The 16,927-nt window shown below is 62.9% G+C and carries 18 protein-coding genes; 8 read left to right on the top strand and 10 right to left on the bottom strand.

What is annotated here, in order from left to right:
- Positions 1-107 precede the first annotated feature (107 nt).
- Positions 108-533, top strand: a complete 426-nt coding sequence (locus tag CLU92_RS20680; protein ID WP_035823589.1) for an organic hydroperoxide resistance protein — start codon at positions 108-110, stop codon at positions 531-533.
- 62 nt (positions 534-595) lie between these two features.
- Here CLU92_RS20680 and CLU92_RS20675 read toward each other — a convergent pair whose 3' ends face one another.
- Complete coding sequence (locus tag CLU92_RS20675) at positions 596-1,429, bottom strand: type 1 glutamine amidotransferase domain-containing protein (RefSeq protein WP_101483417.1); 834 nt, start codon at positions 1,427-1,429, stop codon at positions 596-598.
- A 120-nt stretch (positions 1,430-1,549) separates the two neighbouring features.
- Between CLU92_RS20675 and CLU92_RS20670 the strand changes: the two genes are divergently transcribed.
- From CLU92_RS20670 to CLU92_RS20660, 3 genes are read left to right on the top strand one after another with little or no spacing between them, the layout of a single operon-like run.
- On the top strand, positions 1,550-2,458 hold the full coding sequence (locus tag CLU92_RS20670; RefSeq protein ID WP_101483416.1) for a LysR family transcriptional regulator: 909 nt from the start codon (positions 1,550-1,552) through the stop codon (positions 2,456-2,458).
- 40 nt (positions 2,459-2,498) lie between these two features.
- Positions 2,499-2,975, top strand: coding sequence for a GNAT family N-acetyltransferase (locus CLU92_RS20665; protein ID WP_101483415.1), 477 nt, complete (start codon positions 2,499-2,501; stop codon positions 2,973-2,975).
- The gene (locus tag CLU92_RS20660; protein WP_101483414.1) at positions 2,972-3,649 is read left to right on the top strand and encodes a diphthine--ammonia ligase; all 678 of its coding nucleotides are present in this window, start codon (positions 2,972-2,974) and stop codon (positions 3,647-3,649) included. The genes CLU92_RS20665 and CLU92_RS20660 overlap by 4 nt, the downstream gene beginning before the upstream one ends.
- Before the next feature lie 67 nt (positions 3,650-3,716).
- On the opposite strand, the gene CLU92_RS20655 is transcribed toward CLU92_RS20660, so the two are convergent.
- On the bottom strand, positions 3,717-4,178 hold the full coding sequence (locus CLU92_RS20655) for an FKBP-type peptidyl-prolyl cis-trans isomerase (protein WP_101483413.1): 462 nt from the start codon (positions 4,176-4,178) through the stop codon (positions 3,717-3,719).
- 157 nt (positions 4,179-4,335) lie between these two features.
- Entirely contained in the window at positions 4,336-6,213 is a 1,878-nt protein-coding gene (locus CLU92_RS20650) for a potassium transporter Kup (protein ID WP_101484802.1), read from the bottom strand.
- Between the two features lie 238 nt (positions 6,214-6,451).
- Between CLU92_RS20650 and rarD the strand changes: the two genes are divergently transcribed.
- Both rarD and ettA read left to right on the top strand, forming a co-directional pair.
- Positions 6,452-7,336 (top strand): EamA family transporter RarD, encoded by an 885-nt coding sequence (gene rarD, locus CLU92_RS20645; RefSeq protein ID WP_101483412.1) that lies wholly within the window; start codon positions 6,452-6,454, stop codon positions 7,334-7,336.
- 97 nt (positions 7,337-7,433) lie between these two features.
- Entirely contained in the window at positions 7,434-9,101 is a 1,668-nt protein-coding gene (gene ettA / locus CLU92_RS20640) for an energy-dependent translational throttle protein EttA (RefSeq protein WP_034783756.1), read from the top strand.
- A 74-nt stretch (positions 9,102-9,175) separates the two neighbouring features.
- Here ettA and CLU92_RS20635 read toward each other — a convergent pair whose 3' ends face one another.
- Positions 9,176-9,757 (bottom strand): porin family protein, encoded by a 582-nt coding sequence (locus tag CLU92_RS20635; RefSeq protein WP_034752848.1) that lies wholly within the window; start codon positions 9,755-9,757, stop codon positions 9,176-9,178.
- Positions 9,758-9,981: 224 nt separating this feature from the next.
- Between CLU92_RS20635 and CLU92_RS20630 the strand changes: the two genes are divergently transcribed.
- Positions 9,982-10,563 (top strand): molybdopterin-dependent oxidoreductase, encoded by a 582-nt coding sequence (locus CLU92_RS20630; RefSeq protein ID WP_101483411.1) that lies wholly within the window; start codon positions 9,982-9,984, stop codon positions 10,561-10,563.
- A gap of 18 nt (positions 10,564-10,581) precedes the next feature.
- Here the strand turns inward: CLU92_RS20630 and CLU92_RS20625 are convergent, their stop codons facing one another.
- The gene (locus tag CLU92_RS20625; protein ID WP_101483410.1) at positions 10,582-10,944 is read right to left on the bottom strand and encodes a hypothetical protein; all 363 of its coding nucleotides are present in this window, start codon (positions 10,942-10,944) and stop codon (positions 10,582-10,584) included.
- Positions 10,945-11,210: 266 nt separating this feature from the next.
- On the opposite strand from CLU92_RS20625, the gene CLU92_RS20620 reads away from it, so the two are divergent.
- Positions 11,211-12,665: a sensor domain-containing diguanylate cyclase gene (locus CLU92_RS20620; RefSeq protein WP_101483409.1), complete on the top strand. Its 1,455-nt coding sequence runs from the start codon at positions 11,211-11,213 to the stop codon at positions 12,663-12,665.
- 1 nt (position 12,666) lies between these two features.
- Here the strand turns inward: CLU92_RS20620 and CLU92_RS20615 are convergent, their stop codons facing one another.
- The 5 genes from CLU92_RS20615 to CLU92_RS20595 are packed head-to-tail and all read right to left on the bottom strand — an operon-like array spanning position 12,667 to position 16,909.
- Positions 12,667-13,509, bottom strand: a complete 843-nt coding sequence (locus CLU92_RS20615; protein WP_101483408.1) for a Rossmann-like and DUF2520 domain-containing protein — start codon at positions 13,507-13,509, stop codon at positions 12,667-12,669.
- A gap of 6 nt (positions 13,510-13,515) precedes the next feature.
- Positions 13,516-14,103, bottom strand: a complete 588-nt coding sequence (locus tag CLU92_RS20610; protein WP_101483407.1) for a DUF924 family protein — start codon at positions 14,101-14,103, stop codon at positions 13,516-13,518.
- Positions 14,104-14,108: 5 nt separating this feature from the next.
- Entirely contained in the window at positions 14,109-14,849 is a 741-nt protein-coding gene (locus CLU92_RS20605) for an MgtC/SapB family protein (protein WP_101483406.1), read from the bottom strand.
- Positions 14,850-15,098 carry a hypothetical protein gene (locus CLU92_RS20600; RefSeq protein WP_071079957.1) on the bottom strand — a complete coding sequence of 83 codons (249 nt, stop codon included), beginning with the start codon at positions 15,096-15,098 and terminating at the stop codon, positions 14,850-14,852.
- The gene (locus CLU92_RS20595; protein ID WP_101483405.1) at positions 15,098-16,909 is read right to left on the bottom strand and encodes an aminopeptidase P family protein; all 1,812 of its coding nucleotides are present in this window, start codon (positions 16,907-16,909) and stop codon (positions 15,098-15,100) included. The genes CLU92_RS20600 and CLU92_RS20595 overlap by 1 nt, the downstream gene beginning before the upstream one ends.
- Between the last annotated feature and the right edge of the window lie 18 nt (positions 16,910-16,927).

Genomic DNA, 16,927 nt, shown 5'->3' with positions numbered 1-16,927 from the left:
GGACGCCGTAAATCGCTTCTTCAGACGGGCATCCTGGGGCAGCAGCCCACGAAACAAGTAGTACACTATTTAGTAGTCACCTATTTATCTATCTAAAGGAAACCATCATGTCGATCAAACAAGTCCTGTACCGCGCACAAGCTACCGCCACCGGAGGCCGCGAAGGCCGTGCCGTGTCGTCCGACAATGTGCTGGACGTCAAGCTGACCACGCCAAAAGAACTGGGCGGCAATGGCGCCGTGGGCACCAATCCGGAACAACTGTTCGCCGCTGGCTACTCGGCCTGCTTCATCGGCGCAATGAAATTCGTCGGCGGCCGTGACAAGATCGCCCTGCCGGCAGACCTGTCCATCGAAGGCAACGTCGGCATCGGCGCCATCGACACGGGCTTCGGCATCGAAGTGGAACTGAAAATTTCACTGCCAGGCATGGAACGCGCCGCCGCCGAAGCGCTGGTCGCCGCCGCCCACATCGTGTGCCCTTACTCGAACGCCACGCGCGGCAACATCGACGTCACCCTGACGATCGTGTAATAGAGGCAACACGCCCTGCACATCCCCGGCCGCGCCCCCAGGCGCCGCCGGGGATTTTCGCCTTAGCGCAGCGCCTGCAGCAGCTTGTCTGCCAGCGCTGGCGCCGAGGCCGGATTCTGTCCCGTGATCAATTCGCGGTCGGCCACCACGTTGCTGGTCCACGGCGCCTGGTTCTGCACATACCGCGCGCCCGCCGCTTGCAAGCCCGACTGCGGATAGAACTTCATCGTCCCGCCGCCGAGCGCGCCCTGCGCCGCCGCCTCTTCCTGGTTGCTGATCACCGTCATGCGGTAGCCGCTGTAAATCCAGTCCGCCGGCGTGGGCGGCGTCCGGCCCGCTTCCAGCGCGGCCGCAAATACCGCCGCCTGCGGCAAGGCCGACAGCAAGGCGATGGGACCGTGGCACAGCAGCGCCGTCGGCTTGCCGTCCGCGTGGAACTGGCGCAGCAAGGCGCCCAGACTGGCATCCTTCAACAGATCCTGCATGGGCGCGTGGCCGCCCGGCACCAGCACGGCTGCGTAGTGGCCATAGCCGATCTGCGCCACCCGTTTCAGGCTGATCACGGGCGAGCGGCCCGGCACGGTCAGCGCCAGCTGGTCCAGCAAGGTCTTGTGCGCCGCGTGGGCGGCCGTGTCGCCGCCAAAGTAGGCGGCCGTATCCGAGCTGGCGTCCAGGGTCGGCGCCTGGCCCTGCGGCGTGGCGAACGTCACCGTGTGGCCCGCATCGAGCAGCTTTTTCACGGGCTGCATCAGTTCATTCAGGTAAAAGCCCGTCGAAAAGACCTTGCCATCGCGCAGCTCAAGGTGATTCGCGTCCGACAGCACGACGAGCACCTCGGCCGCCTGGGCAGTGGAAAAGGTCGCCAGCAACAGACTGCTGATCAGTAATTTTTTCATGGTGTGGCCTTTCTGTAGAGAGGTCACCAGCATATTCCGAATCAAAATACAAAAAAATGATGAATAATGCATAGCACTGATGCGCAATACGACTGAATAGAAACGCCGAATAGGAATAACATGGATAAATTACAGGCGATGCAACTGTTTCGCCGCGTGGCCGAGCTGGGCAGCTTTCGCCGCGCGGCCGACGAACTGGATCTGTCGGCCTCGTATGTGAGCCGGCGCATCGGCCAGCTGGAGCAGGAACTGGGCGGGCGCCTGATGACGCGCACCACGCGCCAGCTGGCCCTGACGGAAACGGGCGCCGCCTTCCTTGAGCACTGCCGCAAGCTGCTCGACGAACTGGCGCAGGCCGAGGACATGGTGGCCCACTCCACGGCGCACGTGACGGGCCGCTTGCGCATCAATGCGCCATTATCTCTGGGCGTGGGCGAACTGGCCGAGGGGCTGGCCGATTTCATGGCCGAGTGGCCTGCCTTGCGCCTGGACGTGGACCTGAAGGACGAATACGTGGACCTGGCGGCCGCCAACTACGACCTGGGCTTTCGCGTGACCACGGCGCTCACCGATTCGAGCTATGTGGCGCGCCATATCCACGATTACCGCCTGCACATCTGCTGCGCGCCCGCCTACCTGGCACGCCACGGCCCCCTGCTGGAACCCACGGACCTGACGCGCCAGCGCTGCTTCATCTACAGCCACGCCCTGTTCGGCAGCCGCTGGCCGCTGCGCCATGCGGGGCCGCACAGCGATATCGAAGTGCCGAACTGGGTACGCACCAACAACACGCTGTTCATGCGCAGCCTGATCCTGCGCGGCCTGGGCATCGGCATCCTGCCCACCTTTATCTGCCGCGAGGAGCTGGCCAGCGGCGCCCTGGTCGAGCTGTTCCCCGACGTCGAGCGCCCCAGCCTGGCACTGTTTGCCATCTACCCGTCGCGCCAGCTGGTGGCGCCCCGCGTGACGCGCTGCATCGAGCACCTGAAGCAGTGGTATGCGCAGCGCTATCCCGCGCCGGCCGCGTGAAGCCGGTAAAATCATGGCCACTCTCAATCAAGGATGACCCATGATCAGCTGGCAATGGAACACGTTCGACGAACTCGGCCCCCACGATTTGTACCAGGTGCTGGCCTTGCGCCAGCGCGTGTTCGTCATCGAACAACAATGTATTTACCCGGACCTCGATGGCCATGACCAGCAAGCCATGCACTTGCTGGGCTGGCAAACGGTCAATGGCCAGCGCCGGCTGGCCGCGTATCTGCGCGTACTGGCGCCTGGCGCCAAATACGTGGAAATGTCGCTGGGCCGCGTGCTGACGGCGCCCGAAGCGCGCACCACGGGCGCCGGCAAGCAGCTGCTGCTTGAGGGCATCTCGCGCGCCGAACGCCAGCACCCTGGCCACGCCATTCGCATCGGTGCGCAGCAGTACCTGGAGCGCTTCTACCAGTCGTTCGGTTTTGTTATCGTCAGCGCCCCCTACGACGAAGATGGCATACAGCACATCGACATGCTGCGCGCGGCACAGCCGGGAGCGGCAGCATGACGACGGCCCTCATTTCCTGGAGCGGCGGCAAGGATTCCTGCCTGGCCCTGTGGCGCGCCCGCAACGCCGGCATGCGCGTGCCGCTGCTGATCACGGCCATGGATGAAGATGGCCGCAAATCGCGCTCGCACGGCGTGCCGCCGGAGCTGCTCGAAGCGCAGGCGGCCAGCCTGGGGGCGCGCCTGCAGCGCTATCACGCCAGCTGGGCCAGCTACGAGGAGAAATTCATCGCCATGCTGCGCGCGGCGAAGGACGAGGGCATAGACCACGCCCTGTTTGGCGACATCGACCTGCAGCCGCACCGCGAATGGGAAGAAAAAGTCTGTGCCGCGGCCGGCCTGAAGGCACACCTGCCCTTGTGGGGCGAAGCACGGCGCGCGCTGGTCGACGAATTTCTCGCCGCCGGCTTCAAGGCCATCGTCGTCTGCATCAATGGCCGGCATCTGCCACGCGAATTTTGTGGGCGCGAGTTCGACGCGTCTTTCCTCGCCGACCTGCCGCCTGGCGTCGACGCCTGCGGCGAGAACGGCGAATTTCACACCTTCGTCTACGACGGTCCCGCCTTCAGCGTCCCCGTGGCGCTGCGCCGCACGCAGGTGCTGCAATATGATGCACCAGCCGATCTGGGCGGCGCTACGTATTACTTCCAGGAACTAGCCCCGCCTGAGGCGTAAACGGGCCGCCTAAGCAAAAAAGGGCGATTCCGTGGAATCGCCCTTTGTCCATGCGCCCTGCACGTGCTTATTTTTTTGTCACGGCGACAAGCTTAATTTCAAACAGCAAGCCGGCGTAGCCAGGAATCTTCGGCAGGCTACCCACCTTGCCATAGCCCAGGTCATACGGAATAGCCAGCACGCGCGTGCCACCGACCTGCATGCCGACAAGGCCGCGGTCCCAGCCCAGGATGACCCGGCCGATACCCAGAGGGAAGGTAAATCCGGTGCCCGCCTGGGTCGCATCGAACTGCGCGCCCTTGTTGTCCGGCTTGCTTGCGTCATACAGCCAGCCCGTGTAAAGCACGGTCAGGGTATCGCCAGCTGCCGCTGCCGTGCCGGTGCCGACCACCGGATTGGTAATGACCAGTTCTTTCACTTGCGTATTCGGGTCGAGCACGACTGGCTTCTCGGTGTTGGCAGCAGCACCGCAGGCGGTCAGGGCCACGGCGCAAGCGAGCGTGGCGATCAATTGAAATACCGATTTCATCGTTTCCCTTTAAAAATTGGTGTGTGACTGAGGCCCGTACGGTGTGGACCGGTACGGGCTGCAGTTTAACAGGAGTCGCCCGCCCTATTTGTAAGCAGACGTAAGCAAGCCCTTAAATTTATGCGCCAATGCAACATTGACACAATTATCACATTGTTCAGATTTCCACTTGCGTGCCCAGTTCGATCACCCGGTTGCTCGGGATCTGATAGTAATCGGCCGCCGTGCGTGCATTGCGCGACATGGTGACGAACAGGTGCTCGCGCCACGGCATCATGCCGGCACCCGGCGTCGAGATGATGGTCTGGCGCGCGATGAAGAACGACGTTTCCATCATTTCGAAATCGAGCCCCTGATCCGCGCAGCGGGCCAGGGCCTCCGGAATGTCCGGTTCATCCTTGAAGCCGTAATGCACGTTCACCTGGAAACACTGGTGGCCCAGGTCCACCACGCGCACCTGCTCGGACGGCGCCACCCACGGCTCTTCATGCATGAAGACGGTGAGGAAAATGACACGCTCATGCAGCACCTTGTTGTGCAGCAAGTTATGCAACAGCGCATGCGGCACGCCATCCGTCTCGCCGCGCAGGAAGATGGCCGTGCCGGGCACGCGCAGCGGCGGCGCAATGAATAGCGACGAAAGGAATTCGTTGAGCGGGATCGCGTGTTTTTCCAGGTTCTGGAACACCAGCTGGCGGCCCCGTTTCCAGGTCAGCATGATGGTGAACAGGATGGCGCCCAGCAGCAGCGGGAACCAGCCGCCGTGGAACAGCTTCAGGGAGCTGGCTGCGAACAAGTTCACATCGATGATCAGGAAGAAGCCCGTGGCAGCCCAGCACAGCAGCAAATTCATCTTCCAGCGGTAGCGGATGACGAAGAAGGTCAGGATCGTGGTCGCCAGCATGGTGGCCGTGACGGCGATGCCGTAGGCAGCGGCCAGCTTTTCAGACGAACCGAAACCGACCACGGCCATCAGCACGACGGCCAGCTGCAGCCAGTTGACGGCGGGGATGTAGATCTGGCCGATTTCGCTTTCCGACGTGTGGCGCACGCGCATGCGCGGCAAAAAGCCCAGCGCGATGGCTTGCTTGGTCATCGAGAAGGTGCCGGAAATGGTTGCCTGCGAGGCGATCACGGTGGCCATGGTCGACAAAATCACCAGCGGGTACACGCTCCAGGCGCCCAGCTGCTGGTAGAACGGATTGGAAATGGCTTCCGGGTGCGCCAGCAGCAGCCCGCCCTGGCCCAGGTAGTTCAGCGCCAGCGCAGGAAAGGCGATCAGGAACCAGGCCATGCGGATCGGCTTCTTGCCGAAGTGGCCCATGTCGGCGTACAGCGCCTCGGCGCCCGTCAGTGCCAGCACTACGGCGCCCAGCGACAGGAAGGCGATGCGGCCATTGTCCAGCAGGAAAGCCACCGCGTGCAGGGGATTGACGGCGGCCAGGATGGCTGGCGACTTGATGATATTGACCACGCCCATGCAGGCGAGCGCGACAAACCATATCAGCATGATGGGCGCGAAGAAGCGGCCGATGCCAGCCGTACCATGCGACTGCACCGAATACAGCGCCACCAGGACGGCGATCGTCAGCCACACCACATACGGGCTGAAGGCGGGCGTGGCCACTTCCAGGCCTTCGATGGCCGACAGCACGGAAATGGCGGGCGTGATCACGCTGTCGCCATAGAACAGGGTGGCGCCAAAGACACCGATCACCATCAGCGGCACATGCCAGCGCGACGACTTGCTGACGGATGACAGCACCAGTGCCATCAGGGCCATGATGCCGCCCTCGCCGCGGTTGTCGGCACGCAGCACCAGGGTCACGTACTTGAGCGAGACGATCAGGGTCAGGCCCCAGAAGATCAGCGAGACGATGCCAAGCAGGTTGTTATGCGTGACCGCCAGGCCGTGGGCAGGGTCGAAGACCGTCTTCAGGGTATACAGCGGACTGGTGCCAATATCGCCGTAAACGATGCCGACGGCAGCCAGTGTCAAGCCGACCAGGCTGCTTTTTTTGTGTTCCGACGTCAAGATTGCACCCGTTTTTGTTTTGTTGCATCGCACAATATGATAGGTATTAGCAAATAGCAAGAGTATTTTTGCATGGTTCTGCAGCTGCCCCAAAGTCGTGGTTTTGTGCCGCTCCGCCTTGCTGCGCGGGCTTGCGGCCATTAATTTGTTGCCATTCTACGCCTCGTCAGCGGCGCCGGGCAGCCCCAGATGTTTTCAGCCATAATGACAGACTGTCTACTCTCCAGCGAAGACCATCATGAATCCAGGCATGTTGTACGCCTCCCTCGCCTTCCTGTGCTGGGGCCTGTTCCCCCTGTATTTCCATGCCATCGATGAAATCGCGCCGCAGGAAATCCTGGCGCACCGCATGGTCTGGTCACTGTTGTTCCTGGGCATCGTGCTGACCGTGCGCCGCCAGTGGCGCTGGCTAGGCAGCCTGAGAGCGCAGCCGAAGGTCGTGGCCAGCTTCGTCGCCAGTGCGTTTTTGCTGTCCGCTAACTGGTTCATCTATATCTGGGCCGTCAACAACGGCCACGTGGTCGACGCCAGCCTCGGCTACTTTATAACGCCCCTGATCAATGTCATGCTGGGCTTTTTGCTGCTGCACGAGCGCTTGCGCCGCCTGCAGTGGCTGGCCATCGGCCTGGCCGCCTGCGGCGTGGCCTGGCTGACTTGGCAGGCGGGGCAAGTGCCGTGGATCGCCCTGCTGCTGGCGGCCAGCTTCGGCGGCTATGGCTTGCTGCGCAAGACGGCCGCGCTCGGCGCGCTGGAAGGCCTGTCATTCGAAACATTGATTTTGTTTCCCCTGGCGCTGGCCTACATGCTGTGGCTGGCCTGGCATGGCCAGAGCGGCTTCGTCAATACTGACTCGTCCGCCACGCGCGCCCTGCTGCTGGCGTCCGGCCCCATCACGGCCATTCCCCTGCTGCTGTTTGCCGCCGGCGCGCGCCGCCTGCCGCTGGCCGTGCTGGGCTTACTGCAATACATCGCCCCCACGGGCCAGCTGCTGATCGGCGTGTGGATCTTCCACGAGTCGTTCACGCCCGAGCGCATGCTGGGCTTCCTCGTCATCTGGACGGCGCTCGCCCTGTACGCGGCCGAAGGGCTGTGGACAACCCGCAAGGCACGCGCCAGCGCCTAGACTTGCCCCAGGCGTCCGTTTTCGCAGCGCGCAGCGCTGGCCGGAAGCGGGCGTTTACCGTATCCTGTCCGTCTTTGTATATCACCCGAGATTTCTAATGGCAAATTACGTCTACACCATGAATCGCGTGGGCAAAATCGTCCCGCCCAAGCGCCAGATTCTGAAAGATATTTCCCTCTCCTTCTTCCCAGGCGCGAAGATCGGCGTGCTGGGCCTGAACGGTTCCGGCAAATCGACCCTGCTGAAAATCATGGCAGGCATCGACACCGACATCCAGGGCGAAGCCGTGCCGATGCCGGGCCTGAACATCGGCTACCTGCCGCAGGAACCGCAACTGGATCCGGAAAAAACCGTGCGCCAGGAAGTCGAATCGGGCCTGGGCGAAGTGTTTGAAGCGCAAGCCAAGCTGGAAGCCGTGTACGCCGCGTATGCCGAGGAAGACGCCGATTTCGACGCCCTGGCCACGGAACAGGCACGCCTGGAAGCGATCATCTCGACGTCGGACGGCGGCAATTTGAATTTGCAGCTGGAAATGGCCGCCGACGCGCTGCGCCTGCCGCCATGGGACGCCAAGGTCGGCGTGCTGTCCGGCGGTGAAAAGCGCCGCGTGGCGCTGTGCAAGCTGTTGCTGTCCAAGCCCGACATGCTGCTGCTCGACGAGCCGACCAACCATCTGGATGCGGAATCGGTGGACTGGCTGGAACAATTCCTGTTGCGCTTCCCTGGCACCGTGGTGGCCATCACCCATGACCGCTACTTCCTCGACAACGCGGCCGAGTGGATCCTGGAGCTGGACCGCGGCAGCGGCATTCCATGGAAAGGCAATTACTCGACCTGGCTGGAGCAGAAGCAAGCCCGCCTGAAGCAGGAGGAATCGACGGAATCGGCACGCCAGAAGGCGCTGCAGAAGGAATTGGAATGGTCGCGCCAAAACCCGAAAGCGCGCCAGGCCAAGTCGAAAGCCCGCCTGGCCCGCTTCAACGAGCTGTCCGAGCACGAATACCAGAAACGCAACGAAACGCAGGAGATCTTCATTCCCGTGGCCGAACGCCTGGGCAATGACGTCATCGAGTTCAAGAACGTGTCGAAAGCGTTCGGCGACCGTTTGCTGATCGACAACCTGAGCTTCACCGTGCCGCCAGGCGCCATCGTCGGCATCATCGGCCCCAACGGCGCCGGTAAGTCGACCTTGTTCAAGATGATTACAGGCAAGGAACAGCCGGACAGCGGCGAAGTGGCCATCGGCCAGACGGCGCGCGTGTCCATCGTCGACCAGAACCGCGATTCGCTGGCCGACAACAAGTCCGTCTTTGAAGACGTGTCCGGCGGCGCCGACATGCTGACCGTGGGCCGCTTCGAAATGCCGTCGCGCGCCTACCTGGGCCGCTTCAACTTCAAGGGTTCGGACCAGCAGAAAATGGTCGGCAACCTGTCCGGCGGTGAACGGGGACGTCTGCACCTGGCCAAAACCCTGCTGATGGGCGGCAACGTCCTCCTGCTCGATGAACCGTCGAACGATCTGGACGTGGAAACCTTGCGCGCGCTGGAAGATGCCTTGCTGGAATTTGCCGGAAGCGTCATGGTCATTTCGCATGATCGCTGGTTCCTCGACCGTATCGCCACGCACATCCTGGCGTTCGAAGGTAATTCGCAAGTCACCTTCTTTGACGGCAACTATCAGGAATATGAAGCCGACAAGAAGAAACGCCTGGGTGAAGAAGGCGCCAAGCCGAAGCGTATCCGCTACAAGCCGCTGACGACGTAAGTTTCACGTCGGATCATGCAAAAAGGCAGTTACCTCGCGGTAACTGCCTTTTTTTTCAGCAAACTTCTAAACCATTAGAAGTTGTAGCGTGCGCCTAAAGCGAGGCCCGTAGCCTTGCGGCCCTGGTCGGCGCTCTTGCCGAAGTGTTCCACTTCCGCCGTCAGCGAGACTTTCTCGTTGATCGCGTACTGGGCACCGACGGAAGCGTACACGCCCGTCTTGTCGTTGCCGCTGATGCCGGTCGACAGGCCCGTGCCGCTCAAGCTATTCTTGACCTTGGCCACCCCGAGCTTGCCGAACACGCCGACCTTGTCGGTCACCGGCATGGTGGCCTTGCCGGCCAGGTAGTAGCCGTGCGAGTCGCTTTTCACGGAACCGTTGCCGGCACCGGTGACATAGCTGTAATCCTTGCTGCCGAAATCGGCATAGCCGCCCTCGACCGCCCAGGTCTTATCGAAATCGTAACCGGCGAAGATCTTGGCGCCTGCCTTGTAGCCGCTGTGGTTATCAGCGCTGGTGGCGCCAGGAATATCGAAGTTATAACGGTTGCCCGTGACGCCAGCACCCACATAGGCGCCTTCGGCGTGCGCGGCGCTCATGCCGGTCAGTGCGGTAACGGAAGCGATCATTGCAAACAGGATTTTCTTCTTCATCATGTTCTCTCTCTCAATTAGTTGACATGCCTGGATTCGCAGTTCAGCGAAGTGCGATGACTACACATTAACAGCCGGAAAAAGCTACGTCTTTCTCGATCCCGTAAGAACTGTGACAAGATGTAAGTGAACATTCCAAACTGACAATAACCATAAAATACGCACCGTTGAGCGAACTTAAGATAGACTTAAGAGCATTAGCGTTTTTCAGTCAAGAGGAGAGGTGCATGCACAAACGCCAGTTTCTCGCCGCCGGCATGGCCGCTGCGGCCCTGCCCGCCATCGCCCGGTCGGCGCCCGCCGGCCCGCGCGGTCCTGCCCTGCTGACCATCACAGGCAGCATAGACAAGCCCAACCGTGGCCCCTTCGACGCCGTGCGCGACCAGATGATGCACAAGCAAAAGATCAGTTTTGAACGGGCGCGGGCCTTCGACTTCGCGGCGCTGGCGAACTTGCCGGCGCGCACCATCCACCCCACCCTGGAATACGACGGCAAGGCGCATGCCCTGCGCGGGCCGCTGCTGGTCGATGTCCTGAAGGAGGCGGGCGCCCCGGAGGGAGATAATGTACGCCTGCTGCTGCGCGCCGTGGATGGCTATGCGGCGGCGCTGACCGTGGTACAGGCGCGCGCCCAGCGCTTTATTGTCGCCACCCACCTGGACGGGCAGGCGATGGCGCTGGGCGGCCTGGGGCCGCTATGGGCCATCCATGATGCCGACCGCATCGCAGCCGTGGCGGCGCTGCCCCTGGCCCAGCGTTTCGCCAGTTGCCCGTGGGCGCTGTATCACATCGGCGTGGAGGTGGGTTGAAACTATCGACAACGCCAATCAGGCGTAGGCTTCGGCCATCGACATGACACGCGGCGCGATAGTGATGCCGTGCTCCTCGAACAGGGCAGTGATGGCTGCCAGGTTATGCGTGCATTCTTCGGTTTTCCAGCCCTTGAAGATATCCGTGCCATCCTTCTGGAAATGCAGGTCCAGCACCTTGCCCGCATCCTTGTGCAGGTAGGGCGAACTATAGGTGTTCTCGTAGCCGAGCGCCTTCAATTGTCCCAGCAAGGCATGCGGTGGATGATCGGGATCGGTGGCGAGAAAAACGCCAAAGGTCTTGCCAGGTGGTTTGGCGGCGATGTCGACTTCATAAATGCCGGGGGCCTTGCTGACAGACGTACTCTTTAAAAATAACATACAACACTCCCTGCGCGTGATGTCCTGCGCCGAAAACGGGCGGCAAGACAGGGGCGGTGCGCAATGATTCCCCTCGTCAAATCTTATTGCTAATTTGCATCTTTGTCGACAAATCGGCACTTTTATTTGGTAAGTCGTGGTTATCTTGTTGCATACACAAGCGTAAATTATCAATAAAGCCAGTTATCATTGCGCCAATACCCGGCCTGCTGCATACTTTTGGCTAGCGTAAAGATTGCCTTCCCGCCTGCCACTTCCTCGTCTCCATGCGCCTTCTGTCGATCAAGTACCGCTTGCTCATCCTCCTGACCCTGATCCTGGGCGCGGGCTTCATGGCCACCAGCCTGGCCAGCTATCTGGCCTCGCGCCAGGCCATCGAGCATGGCATCGCCGACCAGACCTTGCCTCTGACGGGCGACAATATTTATTCCGAAATCCAGAAGGACATGCTGCGCCCCGTCTTCATCTCGTCGCTGATGGCGCACGACACCTTCGTGCGCGACTGGATACTCGCCGGCGAAAGCAAGCCGGCGCAGATCGTGCGCTACCTGGCCGAAGTCAAGAAGAAGTACGGCGCCATCACCAGCTTTCTCGTCTCGGACAAGAGCAGCAAATACTATTATGCGGAAGGCACCCTGAAATCCGTCAGCCCGGAAGCGACGCGCGACATCTGGTACTACCGCGTGCGCGCCATGGACAGCACCGATTATGAAACCAATGTCGATGTGGACATGGCCAACCGTGACAGCATGACCATCTTCATCAACCATCGCGTGGTCGATTACAACGGCCAGTTCATCGGCGCCACCGGCATTGGCCTGACCCTGGACACCATGAGCCACATCATCGACCGCTACCAGGTACGCTTCCACCGCAACATCTATTTTGTCGACGGCGCAGGCAGCCTGGTGCTATCGGGCAAGACCATGCGCGAAGGTCACGGCAACATCCGCAAATTGCCAGGCGTAAACGCCATTGCCGACCAGATCATCAACCACCAGAGCGCACCGACGCATCTGTCGTACCAGCTGGGCCACGCGCAAATCCTCGTCAACTCGCGTTTCATTCCCGAACTGGGCTGGTACCTGGTGGTCGAGCAGAATGTCAGCGACGAAGTCAAGTCGCTGCAGGGCGTGTTCATCCTGAATCTGGCCATCAGCTTTGGCGTGACCCTGCTGGTACTGGTGCTGACCTTGCTGACGGTGAACCGCTACCAGCGCCGCATCGAACGCATCGCCTCGACGGATGCGCTGACGGGCTTGCTGAACCGCCAATCGCTGGAATTGCTGTTCCAGCGCGCCATGCTCTTGTCCAAGCGCACGGCGCAACCGATGTCGGCCATCCTGTTCGACATCGATTTTTTCAAGCGCGTCAACGATACCCACGGCCACCTGTGGGGCGACAAGGTCATCCGTGGCGTGGCCGACGTGGCGCGCGCCACCGTACGCGAAAGCGATGTCATCACGCGCTGGGGCGGCGAGGAATACCTGGTGCTGCTGAATAACTGCAGCCTGGCCAAAGCGGTGGAAGTGGCGGAAAGCCTGCGCGCCGCCGTCGAGGAGCACGATTTCGGCCTGCCCGAGCCGCAGCTACCCGTGACGATCAGCCTGGGCGTGGCCGAATACCGGCCCGACGAAAGCGAGTCAGCTTTCTTTTCACGCGCCGACAGCGCGCTGTATCAGGCAAAACAGCAGGGACGCAACGGCGTGCACGCCGCCTGATTCATCCCTCGCGCTTGCGCCTTGCCAGATCTTGCGTGGGCGCCACCAGCGCGCGGTACAACTCACCCGTGGCGGCATCCCAGCTTTGCACCGCCATCTGCTGGCGTTGCACGGTGGCCGAGTCCCCCCGTGCGATGGGGCCGGACAGCGCGGGCGCGGCGCCCAGGCGAAATACATTGGCCACCGCTTCCGTCACCAGGGGCTGCGCCAGTTCGCGCGCCACCGGTTCCGGGATACCGGCTGCCTGGTAGGCGCGCAGCGCGGCATCGAGCACGGTCACCAGGTAATTGCTGGCGAAGACGGCAGCGGCGTGATACAGGGTCTTGGCGGCCGGATCGATGGGCACGGGACGCGCTCCGATGGCGATCAAGGCTGGCGTGAGGAAGGCCAGCGCCAGCGGATCGCCTTCAACGCCGCAAAACGTGCCGTCAAAGGTGGCGGCCACCTGCTGCGGGTCGGCAAAGCTGCGGATCGGGTGCGCGCTGGCCACCGATGCACCGGCCTGCGTGGCCGCCAGCAGCACGCTGGAGGCCAGCGCACCGCTGCAGTGGAACACGATGGCGCCCGCCTGGCGTCCCTCGGCCACCAGCGCCGCGCAGGCCGGGCCGATCTGGTCGTCCGCCACAGCCAGCATGGTGACGTCGGCGCGCCGCAAGGCCGCATAGCTGGCGACGGCGGTGCCGGCGCCCATGAAATCCACGGCCGCCTGCGCCGACGCCAACGAGCGCGTCAGCACGTCCTGCACCAGGATTTTTCCGCCGTTCGTACTTTCCACGCCGGCGAACAGGCGGCCCAGCACGCGGCCCACATGGCCGGCGCCGATGATATTCAGTGTGACGTTCATGACTACCTAAAAGCTGGAACCGGGCTGGCGCAGGAACTCCACTTCTTCCGGCGTGGAGGGCCGGCCGAGAATGGCGTTACGGTGGGGGAAGCGGCCAAAGCGGGCGATCACTTCCTGGTGACGCTGCGCATAATCGAGCATGCTTTCAAAACCGGGCTGCGCCTGCGACAGCAGCTGGAACAGCTCGACGGCGCGCGCCTGCATGGCCAGGTCTTCCGCGTGTTCGAACGGCAGGTAGGCAAAGGCGCGCAGCATCGGCGGCAGCTGCTGGTCCTGCCCTGCTTGCGTCAAGGTGACGGCCAGCGCCAGCGCCTGGCTATCGCCGGCAAAGGCGCGCGGCGTGCCACGGTACACATTGCGCGTGAACTGATCGAGCACGATGAGGTGCGCCAGCGCGCCGTGCGGCGTCGCGTTCCACGCGTGCAAGCCGCCCTCGACGGCCGCATCGATCAGCGCGCCGAAACGCGCACCTATCCGCGCGTCGAAGGCGTCATCCTTGCGAAACCATTCCATGCGCGACTGGCCGTAGCCAGGGTTATCCGGCGGCAGGAACCAGAAATCGAGTACGTCTTGGGCCTGTGCGTCCATGTCCATCCTTTTCAGTTGCGTGCGTGCGACAGCTGGAAGCCGGCGATGCCTTCGAAGGCGGCCAGTTCGGCCGACATGGCCGACAGGCTGGCGCCGGTATTCTTGCCATGCGCGATGGCGACAAAGCGCCATTCCTGCATGCCGTCGGTGCTGCCGATCGTCAGCGAGCCGCCGGCAATGTCATAACCGCGCTTGGCGGCCATGCGCCGCAACGCATCTTCGCGCGGAACAAAGCCTTGCTTGAAGCGCATGGTGATGGCCACTGCGTGGCGCGACGGCAGCCAGTTCTCCAATTTTGACAGAAAAATCATCGCCATCGCGCACAGGAAGGCCAGACCCATGGCCGACAGATAAAAGCCGATGCCGACCATGATGCCGATCACGGACGAGGCCCAGATCGAGGCAGCCGTCGTCAGGCCGCTGATATTGAAGCCCTCGCGCATGATGACGCCGGCGCCCAGAAAGCCCACCCCCGTGACGATACCCTGGATGACACGTGTGGGGTCGCTGCCGACGATGGCGCCATGGCCTCCGTACCAGAACTCGGGATAGCCGCCCAGCACCGTCAGCGCCGCCGAGGCCATGCAGACCAGGCTGTAGGTACGCATGCCCGCCGCGCGCCCGTGATATGAACGCTCGTAACCCACAAGCAAGCCCAGCAGCAGCGCGCCAAGCAGGTTCAGCAGGATCACGCCATTCGTCGCCAGCTCGGCCGGCGACCAGTAGGCGCGCAGGAAGTCGATGGTCGGCATCTAGGGCTTTTTGGTCAGCTGCTTTTCAAACGCCACGTCGAGCTTGCTGACGCGGCGCGCCTTTTGCGGTCCCAGCCCATTCACGAAGGCGACAAAGGCATCCAGCTCCAGCGGCGGGCACAGGGGCGGCAAGCCCGGGCCTTCGGTGAGGAAGAACAGTTCATCGCCCGTGCGCGCCATCGTGTAGAGGCGGTGGCCGGTGCGTTCCTTGAGCCGCTCGATGGCGGAAGTGGCGCGGGTCGAGCGCATCAGATGGCTCCCGTGCGCTGTTCCAGCCATGCCAGCGCGTCGCCCGCCAGGTGCGGCGACAGGCGCGCGCGCACGGTGGCGTGGTAGTCGTTAAGCCAGGCCGCCTCGTCGTCGCGCAGCAGCGACCGTTCCACGCAGCGCGTGTCGATCGGGCACAGGGTCAACGTTTCAAAACGCAGGAAGTCGCCGAACTGCGAAGACGCAGCGGGGACGTTGAGCACCAGGTTTTCGATGCGGATGCCCCACTGGCCGGGACGGTAGATGCCCGGTTCGATGGAGGTGATCATGCCTGTCTCCATGGCTGTCTGCGGCTCCGGCATGGCAGACTGGGAAATCGATTGCGGGCCTTCATGGACATTCAGGAAAAAGCCCACGCCGTGCCCTGTGCCATGGCCAAAGTCGATGCCCTCGGCCCATAGCGGTGCGCGCGCAATCGCATCGAGCATGGGCGACTTCACGCCGCGCGGAAACTGCGCACGCGACAGGGCGATCATGCTGCGCAAGACCAGGGTGAAATCGCGCCTGTGCTCGGCCGTGATCGTGCCGACGGGGACCACCCGTGTGATATCCGTGGTGCCGCCCCAATACTGGCCGCCCGAGTCGATCAGCAGCAAGCCGTCGCCTTCGATTGTTGCTTCCGTGCCCGCATGCGCGTGGTAATGCATGATGGCGCCATGCGCATTGAAGCCGGCGATGGTGCCGAAGCTGGGGCTGACAAAACCGGTGCGGCGGGCGCGGGCGGCCGTCAGGTGTTCGTCGATGCCGATCTCCGTCAACGGTGCACGCTGCGGGTCGGCCAGAGTGGCATCGAGCCAGCTGAAAAACTCGCACAGGGCTGCGCCGTCCTGTTCCATGGTGGCGCGCACGTGCGCCGCTTCGGCATCCGTCTTGCGCGACTTGGCCAGGGTGGTCGGGTTGATGGCTTCGACCACCCGCACGCCCTCGGGCACGGCCTGGCGCGTGCCGAACGTGATGCGGCGCGGATCGAGCAGCAAGGTAGCGCTATCAGGCAGGGCGGCCAGCGCGGCCGCTGTGCGGTCATACGCGGCCACGTCCACACCTTGGTTCTCCAGCGTGGCGCGCAGCGCGGCGGGCAGCTTGCCGTCGGCGACGAACAGGGTGGCGCGCTCGGGACCCACCAGCGCATGCGCGAGGAAGACGGGGTTGTAGTTCACGTCCGCGCCGCGCAGATTGAACAGCCAGGCGATATCGTCGAGGGTGGAAATCACATGGTGGCTGGCGCCATGTGCCGCCATGCCGGCGCGCAGGGCCGCCAGTTTTTCCGTGCGCGACAGCGATGGATACCCGGCCGCATGCTCGACCACAGGCGCGGCGGGCATGGCCGGGCGCTCTGGCCACACGGCTTGCAGCACATCGGTGTCCGTGCGCAGGGTCACTTGCGCGCCCAGCGCCTGCTGCAGCAGGCGCGCATTGGCCAGGCCCAGCACGGCGCCGTCGACGGCCACCGTCTGCCCCGGCTGCATGGTCTCGCCCAGCCAGTCGATATACAGCACGCTGGCGCCCGAAGGGATTTTTTTCAGGACGATGCCGCTGCCGGCCAGTTCGTCTTCCGCCTGTTCCCAGTAGCGGCCATCGGTCCACACGCCGGCAAAATCCTGCGTCACGACCAGGGTGCCGACGGAACCCGTGAAGCCGGACAGCCACTCGCGGCCCTGCCAGCGGGCCGGCAGGTACTCGGACAGATGCGGGTCAGCCGATGGCACGATGCAGGCGTCGATGCGCTGCGCGTGCATGGCGCTGCGCAGTTGCGACAAACGGGAGGCGGGAGTGGCTTGGTCAGGTGTCTGCATGGGGACGAAAAGAGCGGT

This window comes from Janthinobacterium sp. 61, assembly GCF_002846335.1.
GTDB lineage: Bacteria > Pseudomonadota > Gammaproteobacteria > Burkholderiales > Burkholderiaceae_D > Janthinobacterium.
Note: the sequence above shows the minus strand (reverse complement) of the source record. Positions and strands in the feature narration are given on the sequence as shown.